This is a genomic window from Nonomuraea sp. NPDC051298, from assembly GCF_055586305.1.
Genome location: NZ_JBVJIM010000001.1, coordinates 846,964 through 872,956, shown reverse-complemented (window position 1 = coordinate 872,956; position 25,993 = coordinate 846,964). Strand labels below are relative to the sequence as shown.

Below are 25,993 nucleotides of genomic sequence, written 5' to 3'. Positions count from 1 at the left end.
TTGCCGCGCCTGCGACGCCGTACCATACGGAGGCATGACTCAACAGCGACTACGCCATTCCGCCATGCCCGACAAGCCGACCCTTGACGGCTTGGAGCAGGTATGGGTAGCGCGCTGGGAGGCCGAGGGCACCTACCGCTTCGACCGCTCCAAGCCACGTGAGCAGGTCTACGCGATCGACACGCCGCCACCGACCGTGTCGGGGTCGTTGCACGTGGGTCACGTCTTCTCCTTCACCCACACCGACATCGTGGCCCGCTACCAGCGGATGATCGGCAAGTCGGTGTTCTACCCCATCGGCTGGGACGACAACGGGCTGCCCACCGAGCGCCGGGTGCAGAACGTCTACGGCGTGCGCTGCGACCCGTCGCTGCCCTACGACCCCGGCTTCGTCCCGCCTGACAAGCCGGGCAAGCGCGAGATCTCGATCTCCCGGCGCAACTTCGTGGAGCTGTGCCACAAGCTGACCGCCGTCGACGAGCGGGCGTTCGAGGAGGTCTGGCGGCGCGTCGGGCTGTCGGTCGACTGGTCGCTGCTCTACACCACGATCGGCGACGAGTCGCAGGCGATCTCACAACGGGCGTTCCTGCGCAACCTGCTGCGCGGCGAGGCGTACCTCGCCGAGGCGCCGACGCTGTGGGACGTCAGCTTCCGCACCGCCGTGGCCCAGGCCGAGCTGGAGGACCGGGAGTGGCCCGGCGCCTTCCACAAGATCTCCTTCTACGGCGAGAAGGGCTCGGTCTGGATCGAGACCACCCGGCCCGAGCTGATCCCGGCCTGCGTGGCGCTGGTCGCCCATCCCGACGACGAGCGCTACCGTGACCTGTTCGGCACCTCGGTGCTGACGCCGCTGTTCGGGGTCGAGGTGCCGGTGCTGGCCCACCGGCTGGCCGAGCCCGACAAGGGCACCGGCATCGCGATGATCTGCACGTTCGGCGACGTCACCGACGTCACCTGGTGGCGGGAGCTGCACCTGCCCACCCGCCCGGTCATCGGCTGGGACGGGCGGATGCTGCCCGAGCCGCCGGACGGCGTGGAGGCCGAACCGTACAAGGAGCTGGCCGGCAAGACCGTGCACAGCGCCCGCGAGCGCATCGTGGAGCTGCTGCGCGAGTCCGGCGACCTCGACGGCGAGCCCCGGCCCGTGCGGCGCGCGGTGAAGTTCTACGAGAAGGGCGACCGGCCGCTCGAGATCGTCACCACCCGCCAGTGGTACATCCGCAACGGCGGGCGCGACGAGGAGCTGCGGCGACGGCTGCTCGACCGCGGGCGCGAGCTGACCTGGCACCCGCCGCACATGCGGGTGCGCTACGACAACTGGGTCGAGGGGCTCACCAGCGACTGGCTGATCTCGCGGCAGCGCTTCTTCGGCGTGCCGTTCCCGGTGTGGTACCCGATCGACGCGTCGGGGCAGCCCGTGCACGACGCGCCGATCCTGCCCACCGAGGACCTGCTGCCCGTCGACCCGTCCTCCGACGTGCCGCCCGGCTACACCGAGGAGCAGCGCGGCGTGCCCGGCGGGTTCATGGCCGACCCCGACGTCATGGACACCTGGGCCACCTCGTCGCTGACCCCGCTGATCGCCGGCCGCTGGGGTGCCGACGACGACCTGTTCCGGCGGGTCTACCCGGCCGACCTGCGGCCGCAGGCCCACGAGATCATCCGTACCTGGCTGTTCTCGACCGTGGTCAGGTCGCACGACGAGTTCGACGGGCTGCCCTGGAGCGACGTGGCGATCTCGGGGTGGATCCTCGACCCCGACCGCAAGAAGATGTCCAAGTCCAAGGGCAACGTGGTCACCCCGCTCGACCTGCTGGAGCAGCACGGCTCCGACGCGGTGCGCTATTGGGCGGCCAACGGGCGCTACGGCGTCGACACCGCCTTCGACCCCGGCCAGCTCAAGATCGGGCGGCGGCTGGCCATCAAGATCCTGAACGCCTCCAAGTTCGTGCTGGGGCTGGCCGAGAGCGACGGCGCCGGCGTCACCGAGCCGCTCGACCTGTCGATGCTGGCGGCGCTGTCCGACGCGGTGCGTGAGGCCACCGAGGCGTTCGACGCCTACGACCACACCCGGGCGATCGAGGCCGTCGAGCGCTTCTTCTGGGCGTTCTGCGACGACTACGTCGAGCTGGTCAAGGCCCGCGCGTACGAGTCGGGGGCCGCCTCGGCCTCGGCGCACGCGGCGCTGCGGCAGGCGCTCGACGCGCTGCTGCGGCTGTTCGCGCCGTTCCTGCCCTTCGTGACGGAAGAGGTGTGGTCGTGGTGGCGCGAGGGCTCGGTGCACCGGGCCTCCTGGCCGGCCGTGGAGCGCGGCGCGGGCGACCCCGCCGTGCTGGCCGTGGTCTCGGAGGTGCTCGGGCAGGTGCGCAAGGCCAAGTCGGAAGCCAAGGCGTCGATGCGGGCCGAGGTGTCGCGGCTGATCGTCTGGGCGCCCGACGTCGAGGTCGTCCGGCGGGCACAGGACGACCTGTGCGCGGCGGGCAACGTCGAGGAGTTCGTGCTCGACCACGGTGACACGCTGAAGGTGGAGGTCCACCTGGGCTGACGCGCTCAGGCGTCTCGGGTCACGTCGCGGTGCACGGCCACGAACACCGAGTACGCCTCCCCGCCCGGCTCGGGCCCCAGGTCGCGGAAGTGGTCGAGCAGCTCCTGCAGCCGCCGGCGCAGTTCGTCGTGCCGCTCGGGGGTGAGGCGCAGGCCGAGCCGGGTGAAGTCGCCCTCCTCGACGTCGGCCAACCTCACCTCCTCCAGGAAGGCGTCGAGCATGGCGCTGCTCACGCCGCTCTCGCGGATGTCCATCTCCCATGACTTGCCGGTGGCCCGGTAGGGGATCTCGGTGGAGCCGCGCGGCCCGGGGCGGCTCGGCGCCGCCGCCAGGAAGCCGGTCTCGACGAGCCTGCGCACGTGGTGCAGGGTCGTGGCCGGGTTCGCGCCGAGCCGGTCGGCGATCTCCTTGTTGGTGAGCGCCTGGTCCAGGCAGAGCCGCAGGATGCGCAGCCGCGTGGAGGAGGCCAGCGCGCGGGCCTCCGCCTCGGTGGCGGGGCGGCGTTTGGTGCCCATGGCACGCCACCCTATAACCGGTTGATTTTTCTCAATCGGACGTGGAAGCCTGTGCGCGTGCGCCTCTTACGCGATCACGACTTCCGCGGCCTGTTCCTGGCCGACAGCGCCAGCCAGGTGGGCAGCCAGCTCCTGCTGCTGGCGCTGCCCCTGGTCGCCGTGTCGGCGCTGCACGCCTCGGAGTTCGAGGTCGGGCTGCTCGCCGCGTGCCAGACGCTGGCCTTCGTGGTGATCGGGCTGCCCGCGGGCGCGATCGTGGACCGGCTGCGCAAGCGCGCGGTGATGATGGTCAGCGACTGGGCGCGGGCCCTGGCGCTGGCGTCCGTGCCGGTGGCCTGGTGGCTGGACGTGCTCACGATCCATCAGCTCTACGCCGTGGCGCTCGTCCTCGGGGTGTTCACCGTGTTCTTCGACTCGGCGTACCTGAGCTACCTGCCGCACCTCGTCGGGCGCGAGCGGCTGGTCGAGGGCAACTCCCTGCTGGAGGGCGTGCGTACGGTGGCGCAGCTCGGCGGGCCCGGCGTCGGCGGCTACCTGGTCCAGTTCCTCACCGCCCCGTTCGCGCTCGTCGTCACCGTGCTCGGGTACGCCTGGTCGGGCCTGTGCCTGGCCGGCATCCGCAAGCGGGAGGAGCGCCAGGAGCGCCGCGGCGCCCATCTGGGCAGGGAGATCGGCGAGGGCGTCAGGTTCGTGTTCGGGCACCCGCTGCTGCGCCGCATCGTGGCCTGCGCCGCCACCGCGAACCTGTTCGCCAGCATGGCCCAGCCTCCGATCCTGCTGCTGCTGGCCAGGGAGCTGGGCCTGGAGGCGGGCACGATCGGGCTGCTGCTGGCCGCGGGCGGGCTCGGCGGCGTGATCGGCGCGCTGGTCAACCGCCGGGTGGTCGCCCGCTTCGGTCAGGGGCCGACGATCTGGCTGACCGTCGGGCTGACCGCGCCGCTGATGTTCCTGGTGCCGTGGGTGGAGGCCGACTGGCGGCTGGGCCTGTTCGCGGTGTTCGAACTCTGCTTCGCGGCGGGCGCGGTCGTCTTCAACATCACGCAGCTCAGCTTCCGTCAGGCCATCACGCCCGAGGCGCTGCTCGGGCGCATGAACGCCACCTTCCGCTTCGTCGTCTGGGGCACCATGCCGCTCGGCGGGCTGGCGGGCGGGGCCCTGGGCGGGCTGATCGGGGTCAGGAACACGCTGGTGGTGGCCGCGGCCGGGGCGTGCCTGGCGTTCCTGTGGGTGTTCGCCTCGCCCCTGCGCACGATGCGGGAGCTGCCCGCCGGACAGGCGCTCGCCGACCGGTGACGTGCCGTGCGGCGCTGGTCGTCGTCCCTGATGCGTCAGTCGTCGTTCCCGATGGCGTCCAGGTCGGCGAGGGCGTCGGCGGGCAGGTCGAGTGCCGCGCCGGCCAGGTTCTCGCGCAGGTGCTCCACCGATGACGTGCCGGGGATGAGCAGCACGTTCGGCGAGCGGCGCAGCAGCCAGGCGAGCGCCACGGACAGCGGCGTGCTCCCCAGCCCTGCGGCGACCCGCCGCAGGGCGTCCGACTGCAGCGGCGACATGCCGCCCAGCGGGAAGTACGGCACGTACGCGATGCCCTGCCCGGCCGTGCTGTCGATCAGCTCGTCGTCCTGCCGGTGGGCGACGTTGTAGTAGTTCTGCACGCACACCACCGGGGCGATCTCCTGTGCCTCGGCGAGCTGATCGGCGTCGACCGTGCTCAGCCCGAGATGCCGGATCAGCCCCCGCTCGCGCAGCTCGGCGAGCGCGCCGAACTGCTCGGCGATCGAGCCGGGCTCGGGCGAGTCGAAGCCGCCGACCCGCAGGTTCACCACGTCGAGCGCGTCGAGGCCGAGCCGCCGCAGGTTGTCGTGGACCTGCTGCGTCAGCTCGGCCGGGGTGCGGGCGTGCGGCCACCCACCCCGCTCGTCGCGCCGGGCGCCGACCTTGGTGACGATGTGCAGGCCGTCCGGGTACGGCGCGAGCGCCTCGCGGATGATCTCGTTGGTGACGTGCGGGCCGTAGAAGTCGGCCGTGTCGATGTGCCGGATGCCCAGCTCGACGGCCGTGCGCAGAACGGCGATCGCGGCGTCGCGGTCCTTGGGCGGGCCGAAGACGCCAGGCCCGGCCAGTTGCATGGCCCCGTAGCCGAACCGGGTGAGGGTGAGGTCGCCCACGCGGTACGTGCCGCCGGGAAGCTCGTCGCCTGGCATGTTTCCCTTCCGCTCACCGGCGTCTCCGGGAGCGGTCTCACGGTAACGAGCGCCGACGGGCGCAGCCGGTACCCCGCCCATCCTGGGAGTGGCAGGACCAGGCGCGAGGCCCGCTCCGGCCCATACGATCGAGGGCATGAGCAGGCCGAACGCGCTCGGGGAGTATCTCAGGGCGCGCCGTGAGCTGATCGACCCGGCGCAGGCGGGGCTGCGGATCGTCGGCGTACGCCGCACCCCCGGGCTGCGCCGTGAGGAGGTCGCCACCCTGGCCGGGATCAGCGCCGACTACTACCTCCGGCTGGAGCAGGGCCGCGACCGCAACCCGTCGCCGCAGGTGCTGGAGGCCCTGGCCCGGGTCTTCAACCTGGACGCGACCGCCACGCGACACCTGCTGAGCCTGTCCACCGCCCGCCCGGCCACGCCCCGGCGGACGCGCCGCGAGGTGGTGCCCGCCGGGATCAGGCAACTGCTCGACGTGATCAACCTGCCGGCGTTCGTGGAGAGCAGGACGTTCGACGTGCTCGCCGCGAACCGGCTGGCCACCGCCGTGTCGGCCAACCTCCGGCCGGGGGTCAACCGGCTGCGCGCGATCTTCCTGGACCCCGCGGACCGGCAGCTGTACCCCGACTGGGAAGAGGCGGTCAAAGGCATGGTCGCGGGGTTCCGCGCCTCCGTGGGCGGCGACGTCGACGACCCGCGGATCGTCCGGCTGGTCGGCGAGCTGTCGCTGGCCAGCGAGCCCTTCCGGCGACTGTGGGCCCGGCACGACGTCACCGAGCTGGCCGGAGGCGCGATGCGGCTGCGCCACCCCGAGGTCGGCCTGCTCGAACTGCGCAGGGAGAAGCTGCCGCTCAGCGACTCCGGAGGGCAGATCCTGGCGGTTTACCACGCCGAGCGGGGCTCGGAGTCGGCCCGCCTGCTCGACTCGCTCGCCGCGCGGGCCGCCGCGGAAGAGGGCCGGCCGCCCGAGGCCGACGCCGACACGGGGATCGCGTGAGCGTCCGGATCACGCTCGCCGGTACCGGGTTCGCGTGAGCGTCCGGATCGCGCTCGCCGGTACCGGGACCGCGTGAGCGTCCGGATCATGCTCTCCAGCCCCCTCCGGGCGGCGGCGGGTCAGTAGTCGCACACCCCCGTGGGGAAGATCTGCTTCAGCCGGGCGCGCTGGTCGGGCGTGGGCCGCCAGGAGCCGTACAGGCCCCGCGCGACCGCCCGGTCGACCGGCTGCAGGCGGCACTTGTAGACGCCGCCCTCGATCGGGCCGCCCGCCACGACGCGGGAGGTCGAGTAGAGCGGGAAGCGCTGAGTGCAGGCGCCGGGCGGGCGGCGGTCGAGGACCCCGTCCCAGACGCGCGGCCCCGCCGCGATCTCGCTGCCGTCGGTGGCGAAGCAGCGGTCCACGGCCTGGAACGGCTTGTTGCCCTCGACGCCGCGCCCGGGATGCCTGCGGATGTTGGCCATCCACTCGTCGATCACCCGCAGCGCCTCGGGCGTCTGGTCGAACCTCGGCCCGTCCGGCCGGGCGTCGGTGAACCAGATCACCTGGTTGCCCGCCCGTCCGTCGTGGTCCAGCATCCGCTTCCTGGAGGCGAACGACTGGTGCGCGTTGTGCATGTCCAACTGGTCGTCCAGGTAGTGGCGCCAGTCGATCACCGGGAGGTCGATGTCGCCACCGAACACCAGGCCGCTGCGCTGGACGTTCCTGATCGCCACGGGGTCGCCCGTCCGCCTCGGGGCCGGGTCGCCCAGACGGGCGTTGCGGCTGCTCCACGGGTCGAGGTCGGCCGGGCAGGCGGACGGCGTGAACGGGCAGCCCTCCTGGACCATGTCGGCCGCCTCCTTCCACGAGCCGACCTCGGCGTTGACGTCGAGGAACTCCTCCGGCGTGATCACTCCTCCGGTGAGCGCGCTCAGTCCGTACTGGACGCCCACGTTGTCCCAGGTCGAACGGGCGTGGCCGGTCTCGTCCACGCCGTAGACCGTGCGCAGGTCCTCCCAGTGCGTCCACCGGACGGTGTCCTTGACGCCCGGAGGGTCCATGCGCTGCCACTCGGGGTCGTTGTTGGACGTCCACAGCGGGTTCATGGTCAGCGGGGTCAGGCCGCGCCAGCCGTTGACGCACTCGTCGGAGCCCGGCCTGCCGGTGTACGGGTTGGCCACGGTGTCGCTGGCGTTCATGCCGATGAGTGCCGTGCGCTCCTCCCACCTCGCCCACCGGGGGTGGTGGTCCATGTAGCGTTCGAGCAGCTCGCAGTCGCCCACGTGGATGGTCTGGGTGACCATGTCCGGGTAGGAGTACTGCGGGATGGCGGCGTCGATCACCCGGTCGCCGTGGTTCTGGCCGTAGATGTACTGCTGGATCCCGCCGCCCGAGCCGCCGACGCCCACCGTGTAGAGCGGCGGGCCGTACCGCTCGACGAACCGCTCCTTGACCATCAGGGCCGTCTCGCCGCCCAGGATCAGGTTGTAGTGGGTGGAGGTGCGGGTGCCCGAGGAGTGCAGGATCGCGTAGCCCTTGCCCAGTCCGTACGGGTCGAGGGCGGCGCCGCCCAGCGTGCCCTGGTCGTGGCCGATCGCCACGCCGCCGTCGAAACGGTAGATCGCCCTGCCGTTCCAGCCGTCCTCCAGCATGGCGATCGAGTAGAGGAAGCGGTTGATGACGCCGCGCTCGCGCCGTACGACGAAGTCGACCGTCCGGCCGTCCAGCAGCGTGGTCGTGGCCAGGTCGGCGGGGCGCTGCGCGGGCATGGGCCGGTACGTGCCGTCCGTGGAGCGGTAGAGGCGGTCGGTGACCGTCGGGGCGAAGCAGTCCCTGCTCCAGCCGCCGCTCACCCGCATGCCCTGGCCGTCCTGGTTGTCGGCGACCGGCGGGCCGAGGCCGCTGCGCTCGGTCTTGCAGAGGAACGGGTACTGGTGGGCGCCGGAGAAGATCGGGCCCTGGATCGGGTGGTTGCGCACGTTGATGCTCTCCCGGCGGCGCCCGGCCACGGCGGTGATCGTGTTGTCACCGTTCTTCAGGCCGGTCACCAGGCCGGTGAGCACGTCCCCGTTCCGGGTGAAGGCGGAGGTGACGTCCTCGCCGTCACGCAGCACCCTGGGCTCTGCCGTCGCGCCACGGGACTGGCGGACCCTGATCAGCGCGTCGCCGCCGCTCACCTGGTCGGGGCGGCTGGAGAGCACCTCCAGGGCCAGGGAGCCGCCGGCGGGGGTGGGGGTGGCGGCGGGCGCGGTGACGAGGGACGTCAGGAGGGTGAGGACCATCACAGCCTTCATGACCACGACGGTGACACGGCCGCCATCGCTTGCCCAGACCCGATCTCGGGCCCTACCCGTGCTCGAGCAGGGGTGTTCCGGTGCCCCACGGCGCATCCGGGAGGCGGCGGAGCGTGGCCGGACGGCCCCGTACGGTTACGCTCTGAGCTGCGGGGCGATTATCGGCGCGCATCCTGGGCCAGGACGTGCCAGTCTGGAACACGTGCTGTCCGACCGCCCAACCAAGCTCGTGCCGCCCGTGCTGGCCAAGATGGCCACCTGGTCCGCGTGCCTGATCCTCGTCGGCGTGGTCGTCTACTTCATCGTCCAGGCCATCGCCAGGCTCGCGTTCGTGGCGCTGCCCGTGGCGATCGCGCTGCTGCTGACCGCGCTGCTGTTCCCGCTGACGAGGGGCCTGCGCAACGCGGGCCTGCGACCCATCTACGCCACCTGGATCACCATGCTGGTGGCCCTGGCCGTGCTCGTCGGCACGGGCTGGCTGGTCGGCGCGCGGGCCAGTGAAGAGTTCCCGAACCTGGTCCGGCAGGTGCAGGAGACGGCCAGATCCGTGCAGGAGTGGCTGATCACCGGTCCGCTGCACCTCAAGGAAGCGCAGATCACCGGCTACGTCGACGAGATCGCGGCCATGGTCAACGCCCAGCGCACGGCCATCACCGGCACGGTGCTGACCGCGGGGGCGGTGGCGGTCGAGGTGCTCGCGTCCATCGTGCTGCTGCTGTTCGTGACGTTCTTCCTGCTCAAAGACGGCGACCGGATCTGGGGCTGGTTCCTGAGGGCGTTCGGCGGGGTCGCGCCGCGCGTCGACCGGGCGGGGCGGGCCGCGTGGACCACGCTCTCCCACTACGTCCAGGGCACCGTGGCGGTGGCGGCGGTGCACGGGCTCGTCATGGGCATCGTGCTGGCGGGGATGGGGGTGCCGTTGTGGGCGCCGCTGGCCGTGCTCATCTTCTTCGCCAGCTTCATCCCGATCGTCGGCATCTTCTTCGCCGGCACGGTCGCCACCCTCGTCACGCTGGGGGCCAAGGGGCTCGTCTACGCGTTGATCTTCCTCGGCATCCTCATCGTGGAGCAGCAGCTCGAGAACCACGTCCTGCAGCCGCTGATCGTGGGGCGGGCGCTCAACTTCCATCCGCTGGCGATCATCCTGGTGCTGTCGGTCGGCGGCATCCTGGCGGGCATCGCCGGCGCCGCCGTGGCGGTGCCGGTGGCGGCGGTGATCTACCGGGCGTTGCCGGAGCTGATTCACGGTCCACCCGAGCTGCCACCCGGCCACGACGACCTCGCCGCCAGCGGCCCGCCGCCACCGCCAGGAGCGGACGACGGCCGCCCCGGCGACGACACCGGTCTCCATGGGCCGCGCCCGGCCGCCGGGGCGCCCGACGCCGCCGATGGGCCGAGCGGGGCCGAGGGGCCGCGTGACGGCTCCGAGGCGGATGACGGTCTCCGGGCCAGGTGAGGCCCGCGAGCGTGGCCCCGAAGCGGATGGGCGGGTGTGATGGAAGGGCGGGGGAGAGCGAGTAACCTCGTCACCCGTGACGCGTTCCTCCCTCACCACCCCGCCACCAGGGGCGGTCCCGCCCGTGGCACAACCTGGGGCTCCAGCTCCGGGCGCTGCTCTGGACTCCCACTACAGCCAGTGCTTCGGGTGCGGCGCCGGGCATCCGGCCGGGCTACATCTCAAGGCCGCGACCCCCGATGGCGCCACCGTCGAGGCGGAGTTCACGGTCGGGGAGGCGCATCAGGGCGCGCCCCGGCTGGCGCACGGCGGGGTGCTGGCCGCCGCGATGGACGAGGTCATCGGAATGTCCGTCTACCTCTTCCGTAAGCCCTATGTGACGGGACGTCTGGAGACCGACTACCTGCTCCCCGTTCCCGTGGGCACGACACTCCACCTGCGTGCCTGGTGCAACGGCATCATGGGCAGAAAGGCGTACCTTGAGGCTGAGGGACGAATCGGCGCCCCTGACGGACCGGTCGCCGTCCGCGCGGCAGCGCTGTTCGTCGAGGTGAACATGGAACACTTCGCCAAGCACGGCGATGTCGCCACCATCGCCGCCGAACACCACGACTACGAGGTGAATCCTTGAGCAACGCAGGTGCCGGTCGCGGCGGACCGCCGAAGGCCGCGACCGTGGAGGTCCTGATCCAGCGGCTCGACGCCGAGCTGCCGCTCCCGTCGTACGCCCACGCGGGCGACGCGGGGGCCGACCTCTACGCGGTCGAGGACGTCGAGCTGAAGCCCGGCGAACGCGCGGTCGTCGGCACCGGGGTGGCGATCGCCCTGCCCGACGGCTACGCGGCGTTCGTGCACCCGCGGTCCGGGCTGGCGGCCAGGCACGGTGTCACGCTGGTCAACGCCCCCGGCACGGTGGACGCCGGTTACCGGGGGGAGATCAGGGTGACGCTGATCAACACCGACGCGAAGGAGCCGTTCCGGCTTCGGCGGGGCGACCGCGTGGCCCAGCTCGTGGTGCAGCGGGTGGAACGCGCGGGGTTCTACGAGGTCGAACGGCTGCCCGGGTCCGTACGCGGCGCCAACGGGTTCGGATCGACCGGGCGCTGACCGGGTGAGACAAAGGGGCCCGGCAGGGGCCTGATGAACAACGGGCCGGACCACGGCCCGACGAGCAGGGAGAGTGAGGAACGTGTTCCGACGTCGTCGTCGTGAGCAGCCGGATCAGTTGGCCGAGCGGGAGGCTGCCGCACCCACGCGCGATACCGGCCCGTGGGACGCCGACGAGCCCCACCCCGAGGCCGACCGGATCGACCTCGGCGGCCTGCGGCTGCCACACAACCCGGACTTCGACGTACGGCTGGCCTCGGTGGGAGACCAGCACGTCGGCGTGGTCGTCCTGTACGACGAGAGTTCGCTGCAGCTCCAGGCCCTGGCGGCCCCGCGCAGTTCGGGGCTGTGGGAGGAGGTCAAGACCAAGATCCTCGCCCAGGCCGATCACCTGCACGAGCAGGACGGGCCGTTCGGCACCGAGCTGAGCGGCGAGATGAGGGTCGAGGGCGACAGCCGACCGGCCCGCTACGTGGGCATCGACGGCCCGCGCTGGTTCCTGCTCGCGGTGATCTCGGGCAAGGCGGCGGTCGACGACGCCACGGCCGAGCCGTACATCGACTTCATCAAGGACGTGGTCGTCGTGCGCGGCGACGAGCCGATGGCGCGTGAGGAGGCGATCCCGCTGCGCCGTCCCAACGAGCAGAGCGGCGCGGAGACACCCGAGGGGCCCGGCTTCAACCCGTTCAAACGAGGACCTGAAATCAGCGAGATTCGCTGACGGCTTACATCACATAGGCTGATGCATCATGAGTACGGCAGAGCCCCCCAAACGCGGGGGATTGCGCGGGTTCTTCAGTCGGCTGGCCTCCACCCAGTCCGAGATCGAGGCCCAGGAGCTACGGGAAGACGCCGATGAGGTCGGTGCGACCCCGATCGTCTCGTGTGGCGGCCGCCGCCGCTTCTGCGTGGCGGGTACGCTACGTACGGTGACACTGCGTCCGAGGGGTGGCGCCCCCGCTCTGGAGGCCGAGCTCTACGACGGGTCCGACGTGATCGACCTGGTCTGGCTCGGCCGCCGCAAGATCGCCGGCATCGAGCCCGGCCGCACCGTCAAGGCCGAGGGCCTCGTCAGCATGCAGGACGGGCGCAAGGTGATGTTCAATCCGCGTTACGAGCTGCGCCCAGGGAGTTGATCAGGTGAGTGCTGAGGCCGAAGAGGTCGCCCATGACACCGTCGAGGCGGCGGTGCGGGCACAGCTCGCCAAGGCGTTCGGCGGTGTCCGCGGCATCATCGAGGCGGCCGTCCCGACGGTGGCGTTCACGCTGTCGTGGATCTTCACCGAGGATCTGAAGCTGTCTCTCATCATCAGCGTCTCGCTGTCGGTGGTGCTCCTGCTCGCACGGATCGTCCAGCGGTCGACGCCGCAGTTCGTGATCAACAGCCTGATCGGCATCGCGATCGGCGCCTTCTTCGCCAGCCGTACGGGCGACGCGAAAGACTACTTCCTGCCCGGCATCCTGTGGAACGCCGGCTACATGGTGGGGATGCTGATCTCCATCGTCACCCGGTGGCCGGTCGTCGGCTTCCTGATCGGCTCGGTCACGGGCGATCCGACCGCCTGGCACAAGGATCCGGGCATCGTGAAGCTGTGCACCCGGCTGACCTGGCTGCTCATGCTGCCCTGCGCGGTCAGGGTGGCCGTGCAGGGGCCCGTCTACCTGTTCGGTGGCGGTGACCAGGCGGTGGCGGCGCTCGGGTTCGCCAAGATCGTGATGGGCTGGCCGCTCCAGGTGGCGGCGCTCGGGGCGATGCTGTGGGTGCTGGGCCGGGGTCGCACCCCGCTCAAGCCGCCGGTGCCGTCCGCCTGAGCCTTCGATCGAGCCGCCGCCGGTGCCCGCCCGAGATCCCATCGGGCGGCCGGTGGCGTCCGTCTGAGTTCCGGTGGTCGTGGTGGTCATGACCGGGGTCGACGTCGGTGAAGGGTCGGCCGGGTGGTCGGCCCGCTGGCAGGGCGCGCGGTCGGCGGGCCGGTCGCGCGGCTGAGGTAAAGATCTGCGGGCCGAACGCTTAACCACTTGATCCACGCGTGCGGGTACGAAGCCTGGCGGAAGATCGCTTCACACCCTATCGGGGGACCACCATGTACAGAAGTGTCATCGCCGCCGTCACCATGACCGCCGCCGCCCTGCTCCTCGCCCCGGCGCCCGCGATCGCCGACGACGACGACTTCAGAGGGCCGCACATCGGGTGCGAGAAGGAGGCCGCGGGCTTCGTCAAGCTGCGCGCGCCGCTGGTGATCTGGTTCGGCGGCTCCGACCACTGCAAGGACGAGCACGAGGACGAGGACGAGGAGCACCACGACGAGTGGTACGCGCGCCGCATGCGGTGACGTCGTACCGCGTCTCGGCCCTGGGGCGCCGGGCCCGGCGCGGGCCCGCGCGCCCGCGCCGCCCCGGTGACCGGGTGCGTGGCGAGCGCGTCCGGGACCAGCGCTCGGGCTCAGTGCCTGGACTCAGTGCTTGGGCTCAGTGCTGGGAGAGCAGGTGGGCCAGCTCCTGCTCGACCTCCTGGCTGGCCACGAAGAGCAACTCGTCGCCCGCCTCCAGCGGATCGTCGGCCGTGGGCACCAGGACCCGGCCCTCGCGCAGGATCGCCACCAGCGCCGAGTCCACCGGCCACGGTACGGACCCCGCCCGCTGCCCCACCACCGGCGCGTCGTCGGCCAGCGTGAGCTCCACCAGGTTCGCCTGCCCCTGCCGGAACGTCATGAGCCGGACGAGGTCGCCGACGCTGACCGCCTCCTCCACCAGCGCGCTCAGCAGCCGTGGGGTGGACACGGCGACGTCGACCCCCCACGACTCGTTGAACAGCCACTCGTTGTTGGGGTGGTTGATGCGGGCCACCACGCGGGGCACGCCGTATTCGGTCTTGGCCAGCAGCGAGACCACCAGGTTGACCTTGTCGTCGCCGGAGGAGGCGACGACGACGTGGCAGTTGTTGAGACCGGCCTCGTCGAGGGAGGCGATCTCGCACGCGTCGGCCAGCAGCCACTCGGCGCGAGGCACGCTGTCGATCTTGATGGCCCGGGGGTCCACGTCGATGAGCAGGACCTCGTGGCCGTTCTCCAGGAGCTCGGCCGCGATGGAGCGGCCCACGGCGCCCGCCCCGGCGATGGCGACGCGCATCACTCGTCCTCTTCCGGTGCCGCGGCGAGCACCTTGTTGATCCGGTCCATGTCGTTCTCCGCGGCGATGACGTGCAGCACGTCGCCCTCCTGGACCACGGTGTCGTCGCCGATGGTCACCGCCTCGCCCATCCGGTTGATGAAGGCGGCGCGCGCCTTGGCCCGCGCTTCGAGGTGGGTGACGCGGGTGCCGATCCAGGACTGGTGGACGGTGACCTCGGCCAGGATGACGGTGCCCGTGGGGTCGCGCCAGAGCGGCTCGGCGCCCTCGGGGAGGATGCGGCGCATGATCTGGTCGGCGGTCCAGCGTACGGTCGCCACCGTGGGGATGCCCAGTCGCTGGTAGACCTCGGCGCGGCGGGGGTCGTAGATGCGGGCCACCACGTTGTCGACGCCGAACGTCTCGCGCGCCACCCGCGCGGAGATGATGTTGGAGTTGTCGCCGCTCGAGACCGCCACGAAGGCGGTGGCCGACTCGACGCCGGCCTCGGTGAGCACGTCGCGGTCGAAGCCGATGCCGGTCACCCGACGCCCACGGAACCCGGCGCGCAGCCGCCGGAACGCCTGCGGGTCGCGGTCGATGATGGCGACGGAATGGCCGCTGTCTTCGAGGATGTGCGCGAGGGTCGACCCGACCCGCCCACAGCCCATGATCACTATATGCATTTCCCCCCGCAGCTTCGCGGTCGGTCGGTGTGCTCGACACCAGTATGGCCCGATCGGGGAGCGCCTCGTTGAGGCCCACCATTGAGGACTAGCATCTCGTTACGTGGCGAAGGTAACGGATCTTGTCAAACGCTTGCTCGTGGGGCGCGCCCTGCGCAGCGGGCAGCTTCACGAGCAACTACTCCCCAAACGGATCGCACTGCCGGTTTTCGCGAGCGACGCGCTCTCCTCCGTCGCGTACGCGCCGCAGGAGATTCTCGTCATCCTGTCCCTCGCGGGCGTCTCCTTCTTCTCCTACAGCCCCTGGGTGGCCGCCGCCGTCGTGGTCGTGATGCTCACGGTCGTGGCGTCGTACCGGCAGAACGTGCACGCCTATCCCAGCGGCGGCGGCGACTACGAGGTCGCCACCACCAACCTCGGCAAGAACGCCGGGCTCACCGTGGCCAGCGCCCTCATGGTCGACTACGTGCTGACCGTCGCGGTGTCCGTCGCCAACGGCGTCGACTACGTCGGCGCGACGATCCCGTTCGTGGGCCAGCACAAGCCCGCCGTCGCCATCGCCATCGTCATCCTGCTCACCGTGGTCAACCTGCGCGGCATCCGCGAGTCCGGCGCAGCCTTCGCCATCCCCACGTACGCGTTCATGATCGCCGTGCTCGGCCTGGTCGCCTGGGGCGGGTTCCGGCTGCTGGTGCTGGGTGAGGAGATCCAAGCGCCGAGCGCCCAGTTCACGATCGAGCCCGAGCAGACCAACCTCACCGCCTTCGCCGCCGCCTTCCTGGTGCTGCGCGCGTTCTCGTCCGGCTGCGCGGCCCTGACCGGGGTCGAGGCGATCAGCAACGGCGTGCCCGCGTTCAGGAAGCCCAAGAGCAAGAACGCCGCCACCACGCTGCTGCTGATGGGCCTGGTCGCGGTCACGATGTTCAGCGGCATCATCGGGCTCGGCCTGGCCTCAGGGGTGAAGATGGCCGAGCCCTCGGTCGTCGCGCACGACCTGCTCAAGCCGGACGGCACGCCCGTCGGCCCCGGCTACTACCAGCAGCCGATCATCTCGCAGGTGGCCGACGCGGTCTTCGGGGGCGGGTCGCTGCCGTTCGTGGTCATCTCGGCGGTGACCGCGCTCATCCTCTTCCTGGCGGCCAACACGGCGTTCAACGGCTTCCCGGTGCTCGGCTCGATCCTGGCGCAGGACCGTTACCTGCCGCGCCAGCTCCACACCCGGGGCGACCGGCTGGCCTTCTCCAACGGCATCATCATCCTGGCGCTGGGCGCCTGCCTGCTGCTGTGGGGGTTCAACGCCGACGTCAGCCGCCTGCTGAACCTGTACATCGTCGGCGTCTTCGTCTCGTTCACGCTCAGCCAGACGGGCATGGTCATCCACTGGACCCGCCACCTGAAGACGGAGACCGACCCCAGGATCCGCCACCAGATGCACCGCTCCCGCGTGATCAACTTCTTCGGCGGGGTCATGACGGGGCTCGTGCTGATCGTCGTACTGCTGACGAAGTTCCTGGTCGGGGCGTGGATCGTGGTGATCGCGATGCCGATCCTGTTCCTCATGATGAAGGGCATCAGGCGTCACTACGACAAGGTGGCGGCCGAGCTGGAGATCACCGAGGACTACGAGCCGGCCATGCTGCCCGCGCGCAACCACGCGATCGTGCTCGTCTCGAAGATCCACAAGCCGACCATGCGCGCCCTCGCGTACGCCCGCGCCACCCGCCCGTCCACGCTGGAGGCCGTCACCGTCGGCGTCGAGGGCGAGGAGGCCACCAAGCTGCAGGAGGAGTGGGAGCGCCTGCGCATCCCCGTGCCGCTGAAGATGCTCGACTCCCCCTACCGCGAGATCACGCAGCCCGTCCTCGACTACGTCAAGACGCTGCGCAGGCGCTCGCCGCGCGACGTGGTGACCGTCTTCATCCCCGAGTACGTGGTCGGCCGCTGGTGGGAGCACCTGCTGCACAACCAGAGCGCGTTGCGGCTCAAGGCGCGGCTGCTGTTCAAGCCGGGCGTCATGGTGACCAGCGTGCCCTGGCAGCTCCACTCCTCCGACCGGCTCATGGGCAGGCCGGAGCCGTTCGCGCCGGGCTCCGTACGCCGGCCGTGGCACCAGACGGTCAAGGACGAGGAAGACGGCCAGATCACGACCAGTTGATCAGGGCCCGCAGCCGCCACGTGTCGTGCCCGCTCCAGCCGGGCGGGGCGGCGACCGCGGCCCAGCCGTCCACGATGTTCGCGCCGTAGCGGTGGCCGTGCCCGGGCGGGACGTCGAGCGCGGCCGTCATGTCCACCAGCACCTGCCAGAACGTCACCAGCGGGAACCAGTTCATCTGCGGGTTCACGCCGGGCCCGCGCGCGCCCTCCAGCCAGGCCGGCCGGTGGTAGAGCAGCCGCGGTGACCACCACACCACGGGGTCGGTGGAGTTCTGCAGGTAGACCACGCGGGGGTGCGGCCACGGCGCAGGCGGCCGGCCGAGGTCGCCGGGGTCCTGCGCGAACCGGGCCGTCCGGCCCGAGCGGTAGACGGGCCGCCACACGGGGCTGTCGCGCCGGCGGCCGTTGGTGAGCTGCTGCCAGATCGGGTTGGCGTTGGGCGGGCCCACGAACACCGCCCCGTCGGCCCTGGCCACCAGGTCGGACAGGCTGTGGAAAGCCTCCTCCAGCTCGTACGACCCGAGGCTCTCGCCCGACAGCAGCAGCCGCGGCCGCGACCCGGCGGGCAGCCGGGACCACCGCTCGCGCACGGCCTCGAACAGCGCCCGCCCCGACGCCGCCGCCTTGTCCCGGTCGACCATGAACGACACCCAGCTCGGCAGGTACGAGTACTGCAGCGCGACCATCGCGGAGCGCCCGTTGTACATGTACTCCAGCGGGTCGGCGATGTGCGGGTCGACCCAGCCGGTGCCCGTGGTGCCCAGCACGGCCAGCACGGGCCGGCCGAACGCGCCGGTGCGCTCCAGCTCGCGTACCGCCAGCGCCGCCTGGGCCCGCGGGGAGGAGGTGCCGTCGAGCCCGATGTACACCCGGATCGGCTGGGCCGCCGGCCGCCCCGAGAACGCCGCCAGCCGGGCCGGCGTCGCGGCGGTGCCGGTGAAGCGGCGCCCCTCCCTGCCCAGCGACTCCCAGGTCACCAGCGAGCCCGGCCCGCCCGACACGTACGCAGAGGTGGGCCGGCTCACGCCGGGGTGGGTGCGCTGGTTGGCGACCGAGGAGACGTCGCTCACCCGGGCCACGAACCCGTTGAACAGCACGTCGTTGGCGAACACCGCCACCAGCAGGGCGATGACCAGCGCGCCGACGGCGTGGCCCACGTAGGCGGGGACGTAGTGGTCGAGCCAGGCGTTGAGCCTGCGCCCTCCGAGGCGGACGAGCCTGGCCGCCAGCAGGGCCAGGGCGAACAGCGCGAGCGTCACGGCCAGGATCACCGGCGGGAACCAGGTGATCCGCGTGTCCATCCCCATGAGCGCCCGCAGGTCGCGCTGCCAGTCGAAGCTGTACCACAGCGTCACGACCGCCAGCGCGGCGCAGCCGGCGAGCATGACCCGCCAGGCGATGCGCCGCCCGCGCTCCGGCGGCCGGTAGGGGATCAGCGCCCGCCCCAGCGCCCCGAGCGAGGCGCCCGCCGCGTAGCCGAGTATGCCGGTGACCGCGCCCATCACGCCCTGGTAGAGCCACGGGCGGGGCAGCAGCGACGGCGTCAGCGAGGCGCAGGCGAACAACGTGGCCAGCAGCGTGCCGCCGAAGCCGAGCCGCCGGCGCACCACCCTCTCCATGGACACTTAGAGTAGTGGGTCAAGTCGAATGCGTGGTCGTCCAGATATGGGCACTAAGGTGTCGAACGTGAAACAGGCATCTCTCGAGCTAACGGTCGGTCCGGTCGCCCACGGCGGCTGGTGTGTGGCACGCCACGAAGGGCGGGTGGTGTTCGTCCGGCATGCGCTGCCGGGCGAGCGGGTGATCGCCGAGGTCACCGAGGAGACGTCCCGTTTCCTGCGGGCCGACGCCGTGGAGATCCTGGAGCCCTCGCCCGACCGGGTCGTCCCGCCCTGCCCCTACGCCGGGCCGGGGCGCTGCGGCGGCTGCGACTGGCAGCACGCCACCCTGGACGCGCAGCGGCGGCTCAAGGCCCAGGTCGTGGCCGAGCAGTTGAGCCGGCTCGCGGGCATCGAGCGCGAGGTCGTGGTGGAGGAGGTGCCGGGGGCCAAGGACGGGCTCGGCTGGCGTACGCGGGTGCAGTTCGCCGCATTGCCCTCCGGTGAGCTGGGCTTTCGCCGGCACCGTTCGCACGACGTCGAGGTCGTGGACGCCTGCCTGATCGCCCACCCCGAGGTGGAGGCGGTCGGCGCGGAGGGCCACCTGTGGGAGGGGGCCGCCGGGGTCGAGGTCATCGCCTCCTCCGAAGGCGACCGGGCCGTGGTGGTCTCGCCCCGCCCGCGGCGCAGCGTCACCGTGCCCGAGCTGGACGCGCCCGCCTCGATCCTGCTCGACCAGGGCAAGGGCCGTACGGTGCCGCGGCGCGGCTCGGGCGTGCTGCACGAGCAGGTGGGCGACCGGGAGTTCCGGGTGGCGGGCAGCGGCTTCTGGCAGGTGCACCCGGGGGCCGCCGAGACGCTGCTCGACGCGGTGCTCGCCTACGCGGCGCCGGAGCCGGGGGAGTGGGCGCTCGACCTCTACTGTGGGGTCGGGCTGTTCGCCGCCGGGCTGGCCGAGGCCGTGGGGGCGGAGGGGGCGGTGTTCGGGCTGGAGTCGGAGGCGGCGGCCGTGCGCGACGCGCGGGCCAACCTGCGCGACCTGCCGCAGGCCCGGGTGGAGCGGGGCCGGGTGGAGGAGGCGCTCGACCGCTTCCAGATCGAGCGGGCCGACATCGTGGTGGTGGACCCGCCGCGCGCCGGGCTGGGGCGCGAGGTGGTGGAGCGGATCGCGTCGCTGGAGGCCCCGCGCATCGTGTACGTCTCCTGCGACCCGGCCACGCTCGCCCGCGACCTGGCGTGGCTGGCGGAACGCGGCTACCCGCTCTCCGACCTGCGCGCCTTCGACGCGTTCCCGATGACCCACCACGTGGAGTGCGTGGCACTCCTGGTCAAGGAGTGAGATGCGGTCCTGACCAGCAGCGGGACAACAGCCTGGTTCAGGCTGTCCCATGGTGTCTCTGGGATTCTCGATGTCATGACGCATGCGTAGCGCACGATCATGAAAGCGCACCGCCACCTCCAACTCGGGGGTGGCGGTGCGCTTGAGTGCAGGCCTACTCGTCATCGTCAAGAAAGTTCGGCGTGATCCGGCGTGGAATCCCGGGCGTTTTGTTTATGCCCGGGAGGCAACGACAGCGCGGGAGGGCCTCAAGGAAGGAGGTCACAGCAGCGGCCGAGCGGCTCATCAAGCGCGGCCGGTCCTCGGGCTCATCGTCATCCTGGCGGCGCAGATCCTCGACAAGGAAGAGCGTCCCGCCGAACGTCATCCGCTGCATCACCATGCGCGCCTGCCTCGCCGGGCAGGACCGCGAAGATCCTGGCCCGTGCCACCCGGTTCTGCGGCGGCCGGATCGTCGGTTCCGACAGTGCGGACGTGCCGCGGCTCGACGTGCGCATCGACGTCGTGCGGGTGTGGCCAGCCGGGTGGCCGGGGGTGCGGTGGCAGGCCGAGTTACTCGCCGAGTCGCGGCCGGAGCTGTGCGGACATCATCCCGGAGTCGATCGGTGCTCTGCTGCGCGGCCTCGGCGTTCCGAGCGAGGACGCGAAGGTCGACGGGTGGGCTCTGAAGGGCTGCAAGCGGGCGGACGTGGACGCCACCCCGGAACGGCGGAAGCCGGTCCGTGGGTAGCGGCAACTTCTCACCCTTGAACCCCTCGGATGGGGCGTTCGGGCCGCGTCCGTCGCGGGCCCGCGACTTTCCTGCATCGTAGATGCGATCGCGAACGTGGCGGCGCCGAAGACCAGTGCATTCATCAGCCCTGCACCTTCCTGAACGTCGCAACTTCAGGCTAGGGTGCAGGGCTTTGCTATGTCATGGGATGGCCGCATCTCTCTCCCCCCAGGATCGACGGTGGCAGCCTGTTGTACCCGTATGACGACGAAGCCCCGCCTCTCCCGAAGGAGAGGGCATCAGAGGATTCGCTGATCTGGCAGTTCGGCGGGAAGGAAGATCGTCTGCTGGTTCTTGCGCGCAGCGCGAGCCGCTGGAATGCGAGCGGCCGTGCTGGTGGGGAGTTTGGTAGCCGCCTCGTCCCACGGCCAGAACTGGATGGCATCAAGTTCGTCGACCTGGAGCCGGATTCGGGAGGGATCTGCAACGGTGCCGCCGTCGAAGATGAAGTTCATCATCGGGCGGAGCCGGTCACCCGCCGGTGCCACCCAGTCCACCACGAGGAGCGGCCCGAGCTGGACGTCGAGGCCGAGTTCTTCGGCGACCTCCCGGGTGGCGCACGTGTGCGGCGGCTCACCGTCCTCGACCATGCCACCAGGAATTGCCCAGTAGCTGCGGTAGTTGGGTTTGACCAGCAGGACATGGTCGGCGTCGTCAGTGAGGAGCATGCACGCCGACACGTGAACGGTGGGCAGGCTGGCGTACCACTCTGACGGCGGCAGGTAGGACGTGCTCACCTGAATCAGGCTACCCCCGCGCGATTTGTCCACTCTGTTCACGCCGGATCTGGGCTGGCACCTGGTCAAGGAACGCGCGTACCTCAACCACGGATCCGTGCGGGGCGAGCACGTCGGACAGCAGGGCGAAACGGGCGGTGACGCGGCGCGAGCGGATCCGGCGGCCAAGGTGCAGCGCTTGTACTCCCAGGATCGCAGCCTGGTCAACGTGGCCGGCCTGAGCGTGCGCGGTCGCGCTCAGCGCGGTATGCAGGGCGCGGGTGCGCAGGTTGGCCGACGCCAGGTCGAGAGCCTGCTGCTGGTAAGCCAGTGCCTCGCGGGGTCGCTGGAGATCCAACAGGGAGCGCATCGCGGTGCCGGCCAGATGGGCAGGGCTGAAGTAGTGGGCCCAGGCTGGGGCGCTGCCGTCATCGCGTTCCAGCGCATGCTGGGCGCAAGCGATCGCCTTCTTGAACTCCCGAAGGTCCCCAGCCAGGGCGTGAGCGCCTGCCTCGGTGGTGTGCAGCCGGGCGGCCACGGCTGCGTGAGGATGGCGGCCTGCGCCGTGCACGGCGGCTCGGGCCAGCCGTACGGCCTCGTCAGGCAGCCCGAGGTAGATCGCCTGGGTGGCGAGGTTAGCCAGAATGTGGGCCCCGTACAGGCGGTCGCCGGCGCCCTTGGCCAAGCGCAGCGCCTGGATGAAGGAGCGCTCGGCGGCACCGTGGTCACCGACGTCGTAGGACATGAAGGCAGCCATGCCGGTCAGCTCGGCTGCTGCGGCGAACAATTCTCGTCCGACCGCATCGGAGTAGGAGCCGCGCAGGAGCGGCGCGACATCGCGGGTGAGAAAATCGCCCAGGAACACCCGGGCATGCCCGCCGCCGTGCTGCCGGTCGAGGTCAAGGAATTGCTCGGCGCACGAGCGCAGCATCTGGACGTCCTCAGCATCGACAACCCGTCCTGCCGAACGCGCCACGCTCGAATCGGGAGGGTCGAAGTGCCAGCGCCATCCAGCCTCGGCAGCCGCGGCGGCGACGAACGGAGCCGACGCCTCTGACGAGGCGTTGCGGCCGAGCCGACGCCACAGCCCGGCGGCCGTATCGATTGCCGCGCGCACCGTGACGGGAAACAGCAGCGCCTCGGCGTCGCCTTCGCCCGCCAATCGGGCGAAACCGAGGTCGCTGGTCTGGATGACGCGACCTAGCCGGGCAGAGAGCACCTCGGCGATGAGTTCGGGGACCGGCTGTTCGGGGCAGCGGCCCCGCAGCCACCAATACACCGACGCGCCGTCGTAGCGGAGCACCAGGCCGTACTGCCGGTCCGCGGCCCGGCTGACCTGACGGGCGAACGCAGCCAGCGAACGGTCATAGGACGCCTCAGCGAGCAGGCTCTCCAGCTCGTGGTTGGTGACCGGCCGTGTCATCAGACGCCCCCTTCAGGCGGCCCCTGGATTCATTCTCACGGTAGGCGCTGGCGGCAGGGCCGTCATCCGACGCGCAAGAACGCGCAAGTCCGCAAGCCCGTCCACAGCGTCGCACAGGCCGCTCCATCTGCTGCCTTTCTTCGCAGCGTCGCATCGTGAGGCGACGGCGACCATCCGGGCGCGCCGACCGACACGAAAGGCCCGCCGATGACCCTGAGCACCGATCTGCCCATGCCTCAGCTTGCTGGGGGCGCGGGCGACTTCGCCCGCCGCGGTGGTCAGTTGAGAGTCTCTCTCACCCCCAGATGCCAGCTCGGGTGCTGGTTCTGCCACAACGAGGGCGAGATCCCGCCTCGAATCACCCACCACGACCGCGCCATCCAGCCCCGCCGCCGGGCGATGGGCGCACCGGATTTCCTGTCCACGATCAACGCGATGACCGCCGCCGGGATACAGCGCGTCTTCTTCACCGGCGGGGAGCCACTGCTGTCCCCACTGGCCCGCCCGATCCTGGAGGGCCTGCCCTCGCACCGTATGAGCGACTACACCACTACGCTGATCACCAACGGGCTCTCGCTTACCAAGGACCTCGACTGGCTGGCCGCCACCGCGCTGGATCGGATCAAGGTCTCTCTGCACTACTTTTCCGACGACTCCATCGCCGCCATCGCCGAGGGCAAACCCGGCGACATCGCCAAGATCAAGGCCGGGGTCGAGGCCGCCGTCGACGCCATCGCGATCGTGGAGCTGAATCTGCTCCTGCAGGAGCAGAACGCCCACGAGGTGATGGACATCATCGCCTACGCCCGCGAACTCGGCACCGGCCTGCAGATCATCGAACTGGTCGACACCGACCACAACGCCGACCTGGGCGGCGTCAAGGTGGCTTCCGGTGATATCGGCGTCTACCTGCGCTCCATCGCCACCGCCGAGAGGGTGATCACCTCCGGCACCGGGCAGGGCCGCCGCGTCTTCACCATCCCCGGTCGGCGCGGGGAGATGACCATCGAGGTCATCGACGCCGCCCTCGGTCGCCACCACGTCGGCCAGTGCGCGACCTGCCCCAAGCGGGCGCAGTGCATCGAAGGGTTCTGGGCGCTGCGCCTGGACTCGGCCGGCGCGCTCAGCCCGTGCCTGCTCCGCCCCGATCTGCGCTTGAACGTCACCCCGTACGCGCAGGACCCGGCCGGCCTGCTGGCGGCCGTCTCTGCCCACCTGGACGCCTTCACCGAAGGGACGCTGCAATGACCATCGCCGCACCCCGCCCCGGCATCGGCGGGCATCTGCCCCAGGCGCTACCGCAGCTAGCGTTCTACCTCGCCGGGGCGTTGCACGCCTCTGACCTGGCCCGCCAGGAGCTCCAGAGCGGGCATGCGGTGGCCGTCGCGGCGACCATCGCGCCCTTCGTGGGCTGCCTGGTCCAGCCGGACCTGACCGTCTATCTGCACACCGACCTGGACGAGCTGACCGCGCGGATGATCGTCAAGCCCGACCAGACCGCTTCCGACCGCGACCTGATCGCCGACCGCGCTCCGCTGCGGCGGCTGCAGGAGCACTACGACCAGGTCGTCGGCAGCGGCCCCACCGCGGACCACATGCACACCGACGGCCGAACCCCGGACCGGCTCGCCGATCACCTCGCCGACATGGTCCACGCGATGGTCAGCGTCCGAAAGCCTCGCACCGACGCCTAGAGTCGCCCTGGCCGAAGCAGGCCCATGCTCCCCGCGTGGCCGCGTAGCGTGGCACCCACGACGCATCGCCCACTGCGGGGAGCACGGCCATGACCACAGCATCCGAATCGTTTCGGCCACACGTCGGCGTCCACCTGATCCTTATCGAGGCGGGCAAGGTCCTGCTGCTGCTGCGCGCCAACACCGGCTTCGCCGACGGCTCCTGGTCGGTACCCGGCGGCTGTCTCGACGCCGACGAAACCCTGCCTGAGGGCGCAGCGCGTGAGGCCCGCGAAGAGCTCGGCATCGTCATCGACCCCGCAGACCTGGTCTTCGTGGGTCTGTGCCATCACGCCGACCCCGATGGCCAGGCACGTATCGGCGTGTTCTTCACCACCACCCGTTGGATCGGGGTGCCTGCAAACGCGGAGCCTGGCAAATGTGACAAGATCGACTGGTTCAACCTCCACGACCTGCCTGACGACGTTGTTTCCTACGTCCGTACCGGCCTTGATGCCTTCCGCAGTGATCAGGCGTTCAGTCTCGACGGCTGGCAGACGCAGCGCATCGCCTGACGCCGTAGAGCGTTTGCGTCGGGAGCACTTCCCGGAAGCGAAGACACGACGAAAACCCCGCCGCGCCTCACGAAGAGGCAGAGCGGGGCTTCCCTCGCTATGGAGTTGCCGGGATCGACAACCTAGGAGACATCACATTCTTGTCCGAGTGCATGCCGGGGTGGCCACCACACCTCCCCAACTCTGCCCCGGGGGCCGCCGAGACGTTGCTCGACGCGGTGCTCGCCTACGCGGCGCCGGAGCCGGGGGAGTGGGCGCTCGACCTCTACTGTGGGGTCGGGCTGTTCGCCGCCGGGCTGGCCGAGGCCGTGGGGGCGGAGGGGGCGGTGTTCGGGCTGGAGTCGGAGGCGGCGGCCGTCCGCGACGCGCGGGCCAACCTGCGCGACCTGCCGCAGGCCCGGGTGGAGCGGGGCCGGGTGGAGGAGGCGCTCGACCGCTTCCAGATCGAGCGGGCCGACATCGTGGTGGTGGACCCGCCGCGCGCCGGGCTGGGGCGCGAGGTGGTGGAGCGGATCGCGTCGCTGGAGGCCCCGCGCATCGTGTACGTCTCCTGCGACCCGGCCACGCTCGCCCGCGACCTGGCGTGGCTGGCGGAACGCGGCTACCCGCTCTCCGACCTGCGCGCCTTCGACGCGTTCCCGATGACCCACCACGTGGAGTGCGTGGCCCTGCTGGTCAAGGAGTGAGATGCGGTCCTGACCGGCAGCGGGACAACAGCCTCCACCTCTTGCTCCCCTCAGACTGTAGCCCTATGGTCACTGCAAGCAAACTCGTCGAGATGGAGGCGGGGGCAAGCGCGGCGGTGGCGACGGGGACAGGAAGGACGGTAAGTGACGCTTGGCTTGAATGCCC

25 protein-coding genes are annotated in these 25,993 nt (G+C 70.9%); 16 read left to right on the top strand and 9 right to left on the bottom strand.

The genetic code is table 11. The annotated features are described in order from the left end of the window. Positions 1-34: 34 nt before the first annotated feature. Complete coding sequence (gene valS / locus ACZ6S0_RS04260; RefSeq protein ID WP_465913129.1) at positions 35-2,545, top strand: valine--tRNA ligase; 2,511 nt, start codon at positions 35-37, stop codon at positions 2,543-2,545. A gap of 5 nt (positions 2,546-2,550) precedes the next feature. On the opposite strand, the gene ACZ6S0_RS04255 is transcribed toward valS, so the two are convergent. Beyond that, complete coding sequence (locus ACZ6S0_RS04255) at positions 2,551-3,060, bottom strand: ArsR/SmtB family transcription factor (RefSeq protein WP_465913128.1); 510 nt, start codon at positions 3,058-3,060, stop codon at positions 2,551-2,553. A 57-nt stretch (positions 3,061-3,117) separates the two neighbouring features. On the opposite strand from ACZ6S0_RS04255, the gene ACZ6S0_RS04250 reads away from it, so the two are divergent. Beyond that, entirely contained in the window at positions 3,118-4,353 is a 1,236-nt protein-coding gene (locus tag ACZ6S0_RS04250) for an MFS transporter (protein ID WP_465913127.1), read from the top strand. Positions 4,354-4,388: 35 nt separating this feature from the next. On the opposite strand, the gene ACZ6S0_RS04245 is transcribed toward ACZ6S0_RS04250, so the two are convergent. After that, positions 4,389-5,261 (bottom strand): aldo/keto reductase family oxidoreductase, encoded by an 873-nt coding sequence (locus ACZ6S0_RS04245; RefSeq protein ID WP_465913126.1) that lies wholly within the window; start codon positions 5,259-5,261, stop codon positions 4,389-4,391. Positions 5,262-5,397: 136 nt separating this feature from the next. Here ACZ6S0_RS04245 and ACZ6S0_RS04240 point away from each other — a divergent pair, with 136 nt between their 5' ends. Continuing rightward, entirely contained in the window at positions 5,398-6,258 is an 861-nt protein-coding gene (locus ACZ6S0_RS04240) for a helix-turn-helix domain-containing protein (RefSeq protein WP_465913125.1), read from the top strand. A gap of 119 nt (positions 6,259-6,377) precedes the next feature. Here ACZ6S0_RS04240 and ACZ6S0_RS04235 read toward each other — a convergent pair whose 3' ends face one another. Next, positions 6,378-8,534, bottom strand: a complete 2,157-nt coding sequence (locus ACZ6S0_RS04235; RefSeq protein WP_465913124.1) for a DUF6351 family protein — start codon at positions 8,532-8,534, stop codon at positions 6,378-6,380. A gap of 202 nt (positions 8,535-8,736) precedes the next feature. Between ACZ6S0_RS04235 and ACZ6S0_RS04230 the strand changes: the two genes are divergently transcribed. The 7 genes from ACZ6S0_RS04230 to ACZ6S0_RS04200 all read left to right on the top strand — a co-directional run bounded on the left by ACZ6S0_RS04230 (position 8,737) and on the right by ACZ6S0_RS04200 (position 13,430). Further along, the gene (locus tag ACZ6S0_RS04230) at positions 8,737-9,990 is read left to right on the top strand and encodes an AI-2E family transporter (protein WP_465913123.1); all 1,254 of its coding nucleotides are present in this window, start codon (positions 8,737-8,739) and stop codon (positions 9,988-9,990) included. A 76-nt stretch (positions 9,991-10,066) separates the two neighbouring features. Next, positions 10,067-10,621: a PaaI family thioesterase gene (locus ACZ6S0_RS04225; RefSeq protein WP_465913122.1), complete on the top strand. Its 555-nt coding sequence runs from the start codon at positions 10,067-10,069 to the stop codon at positions 10,619-10,621. Further along, positions 10,618-11,097 (top strand): dUTP diphosphatase, encoded by a 480-nt coding sequence (dut, locus tag ACZ6S0_RS04220; RefSeq protein ID WP_465913121.1) that lies wholly within the window; start codon positions 10,618-10,620, stop codon positions 11,095-11,097. Before ACZ6S0_RS04225 ends, dut begins: the two co-directional genes overlap by 4 nt. Before the next feature lie 82 nt (positions 11,098-11,179). Continuing rightward, positions 11,180-11,818, top strand: coding sequence for a DUF3710 domain-containing protein (locus ACZ6S0_RS04215; RefSeq protein WP_465913120.1), 639 nt, complete (start codon positions 11,180-11,182; stop codon positions 11,816-11,818). 28 nt (positions 11,819-11,846) lie between these two features. Beyond that, positions 11,847-12,233 (top strand): OB-fold nucleic acid binding domain-containing protein, encoded by a 387-nt coding sequence (locus ACZ6S0_RS04210; protein ID WP_344875202.1) that lies wholly within the window; start codon positions 11,847-11,849, stop codon positions 12,231-12,233. Between the two features lie 4 nt (positions 12,234-12,237). After that, positions 12,238-12,909: a DUF3159 domain-containing protein gene (locus ACZ6S0_RS04205; RefSeq protein WP_465913119.1), complete on the top strand. Its 672-nt coding sequence runs from the start codon at positions 12,238-12,240 to the stop codon at positions 12,907-12,909. Between the two features lie 272 nt (positions 12,910-13,181). Then, positions 13,182-13,430, top strand: a complete 249-nt coding sequence (locus ACZ6S0_RS04200; protein WP_465913118.1) for a hypothetical protein — start codon at positions 13,182-13,184, stop codon at positions 13,428-13,430. A gap of 136 nt (positions 13,431-13,566) precedes the next feature. Here the strand turns inward: ACZ6S0_RS04200 and ACZ6S0_RS04195 are convergent, their stop codons facing one another. Continuing rightward, on the bottom strand, positions 13,567-14,226 hold the full coding sequence (locus tag ACZ6S0_RS04195) for a potassium channel family protein (RefSeq protein WP_465913117.1): 660 nt from the start codon (positions 14,224-14,226) through the stop codon (positions 13,567-13,569). After that, positions 14,226-14,891 carry a potassium channel family protein gene (locus ACZ6S0_RS04190; protein WP_344875194.1) on the bottom strand — a complete coding sequence of 222 codons (666 nt, stop codon included), beginning with the start codon at positions 14,889-14,891 and terminating at the stop codon, positions 14,226-14,228. The genes ACZ6S0_RS04195 and ACZ6S0_RS04190 overlap by 1 nt, the downstream gene beginning before the upstream one ends. Before the next feature lie 103 nt (positions 14,892-14,994). Here ACZ6S0_RS04190 and ACZ6S0_RS04185 point away from each other — a divergent pair, with 103 nt between their 5' ends. Next, complete coding sequence (locus tag ACZ6S0_RS04185; protein WP_465913116.1) at positions 14,995-17,046, top strand: APC family permease; 2,052 nt, start codon at positions 14,995-14,997, stop codon at positions 17,044-17,046. Here the strand turns inward: ACZ6S0_RS04185 and ACZ6S0_RS04180 are convergent. Continuing rightward, entirely contained in the window at positions 17,033-18,664 is a 1,632-nt protein-coding gene (locus tag ACZ6S0_RS04180; RefSeq protein WP_465913115.1) for an alpha/beta hydrolase, read from the bottom strand. The two genes, ACZ6S0_RS04185 and ACZ6S0_RS04180, sit on opposite strands and share 14 nt — an antisense overlap. A gap of 67 nt (positions 18,665-18,731) precedes the next feature. Here ACZ6S0_RS04180 and ACZ6S0_RS04175 point away from each other — a divergent pair, with 67 nt between their 5' ends. Then, on the top strand, positions 18,732-19,982 hold the full coding sequence (locus ACZ6S0_RS04175) for a class I SAM-dependent RNA methyltransferase (RefSeq protein WP_465913114.1): 1,251 nt from the start codon (positions 18,732-18,734) through the stop codon (positions 19,980-19,982). A gap of 154 nt (positions 19,983-20,136) precedes the next feature. Here ACZ6S0_RS04175 and ACZ6S0_RS04170 read toward each other — a convergent pair whose 3' ends face one another. From ACZ6S0_RS04170 to ACZ6S0_RS04160, 3 genes are all read right to left on the bottom strand, one after another. Further along, a complete protein-coding gene (locus ACZ6S0_RS04170; protein ID WP_465913113.1) occupies positions 20,137-20,364 on the bottom strand; it encodes a hypothetical protein in 228 nt (75 codons plus the stop codon). A 629-nt stretch (positions 20,365-20,993) separates the two neighbouring features. Then, entirely contained in the window at positions 20,994-21,491 is a 498-nt protein-coding gene (locus tag ACZ6S0_RS04165) for an NUDIX domain-containing protein (RefSeq protein ID WP_465913112.1), read from the bottom strand. A gap of 10 nt (positions 21,492-21,501) precedes the next feature. Next, entirely contained in the window at positions 21,502-22,893 is a 1,392-nt protein-coding gene (locus ACZ6S0_RS04160) for a hypothetical protein (RefSeq protein WP_465913111.1), read from the bottom strand. A 231-nt stretch (positions 22,894-23,124) separates the two neighbouring features. Between ACZ6S0_RS04160 and ACZ6S0_RS04155 the strand changes: the two genes are divergently transcribed. The 4 genes from ACZ6S0_RS04155 (at position 23,125) to ACZ6S0_RS04140 (ending at position 25,827) form a co-directional block, all read left to right on the top strand. Next, the gene (locus tag ACZ6S0_RS04155; RefSeq protein WP_465913110.1) at positions 23,125-24,141 is read left to right on the top strand and encodes a radical SAM protein; all 1,017 of its coding nucleotides are present in this window, start codon (positions 23,125-23,127) and stop codon (positions 24,139-24,141) included. Next, positions 24,138-24,587 carry a hypothetical protein gene (locus ACZ6S0_RS04150; protein WP_465913109.1) on the top strand — a complete coding sequence of 150 codons (450 nt, stop codon included), beginning with the start codon at positions 24,138-24,140 and terminating at the stop codon, positions 24,585-24,587. The genes ACZ6S0_RS04155 and ACZ6S0_RS04150 overlap by 4 nt, the downstream gene beginning before the upstream one ends. An 89-nt stretch (positions 24,588-24,676) precedes the next feature. Then, positions 24,677-25,141 (top strand): NUDIX hydrolase, encoded by a 465-nt coding sequence (locus tag ACZ6S0_RS04145; protein ID WP_465913108.1) that lies wholly within the window; start codon positions 24,677-24,679, stop codon positions 25,139-25,141. A gap of 140 nt (positions 25,142-25,281) precedes the next feature. Then, positions 25,282-25,827 (top strand): class I SAM-dependent RNA methyltransferase, encoded by a 546-nt coding sequence (locus ACZ6S0_RS04140; RefSeq protein ID WP_465913107.1) that lies wholly within the window; start codon positions 25,282-25,284, stop codon positions 25,825-25,827. Positions 25,828-25,993 lie beyond the last annotated feature (166 nt).

Bases quoted from the DNA above. Each gene is read 5' to 3' on its own strand.
- valS (WP_465913129.1), top strand. From the start codon at position 35: ATGACTCAACAGCGACTACGCCATTCCGCCATGCCCGACAAGCCGACC.
- ACZ6S0_RS04255 (WP_465913128.1), bottom strand. From the start codon at position 3,060: ATGGGCACCAAACGCCGCCCCGCCACCGAGGCGGAGGCCCGCGCGCTG.
- ACZ6S0_RS04245 (WP_465913126.1), bottom strand. From the start codon at position 5,261: ATGCCAGGCGACGAGCTTCCCGGCGGCACGTACCGCGTGGGCGACCTC.
- ACZ6S0_RS04240 (WP_465913125.1), top strand. From the start codon at position 5,398: ATGAGCAGGCCGAACGCGCTCGGGGAGTATCTCAGGGCGCGCCGTGAG.
- ACZ6S0_RS04235 (WP_465913124.1), bottom strand. From the start codon at position 8,534: ATGAAGGCTGTGATGGTCCTCACCCTCCTGACGTCCCTCGTCACCGCG.
- ACZ6S0_RS04210 (WP_344875202.1), top strand. From the start codon at position 11,847: ATGAGTACGGCAGAGCCCCCCAAACGCGGGGGATTGCGCGGGTTCTTC.
- ACZ6S0_RS04200 (WP_465913118.1), top strand. From the start codon at position 13,182: ATGTACAGAAGTGTCATCGCCGCCGTCACCATGACCGCCGCCGCCCTG.
- ACZ6S0_RS04195 (WP_465913117.1), bottom strand. From the start codon at position 14,226: ATGCGCGTCGCCATCGCCGGGGCGGGCGCCGTGGGCCGCTCCATCGCG.
- ACZ6S0_RS04190 (WP_344875194.1), bottom strand. From the start codon at position 14,891: ATGCATATAGTGATCATGGGCTGTGGGCGGGTCGGGTCGACCCTCGCG.
- ACZ6S0_RS04180 (WP_465913115.1), bottom strand. From the start codon at position 18,664: ATGGAGAGGGTGGTGCGCCGGCGGCTCGGCTTCGGCGGCACGCTGCTG.
- ACZ6S0_RS04170 (WP_465913113.1), bottom strand. From the start codon at position 20,364: ATGGTGATGCAGCGGATGACGTTCGGCGGGACGCTCTTCCTTGTCGAG.
- ACZ6S0_RS04160 (WP_465913111.1), bottom strand. From the start codon at position 22,893: ATGACACGGCCGGTCACCAACCACGAGCTGGAGAGCCTGCTCGCTGAG.
- ACZ6S0_RS04155 (WP_465913110.1), top strand. From the start codon at position 23,125: ATGCCTCAGCTTGCTGGGGGCGCGGGCGACTTCGCCCGCCGCGGTGGT.
- ACZ6S0_RS04150 (WP_465913109.1), top strand. From the start codon at position 24,138: ATGACCATCGCCGCACCCCGCCCCGGCATCGGCGGGCATCTGCCCCAG.
- ACZ6S0_RS04145 (WP_465913108.1), top strand. From the start codon at position 24,677: ATGACCACAGCATCCGAATCGTTTCGGCCACACGTCGGCGTCCACCTG.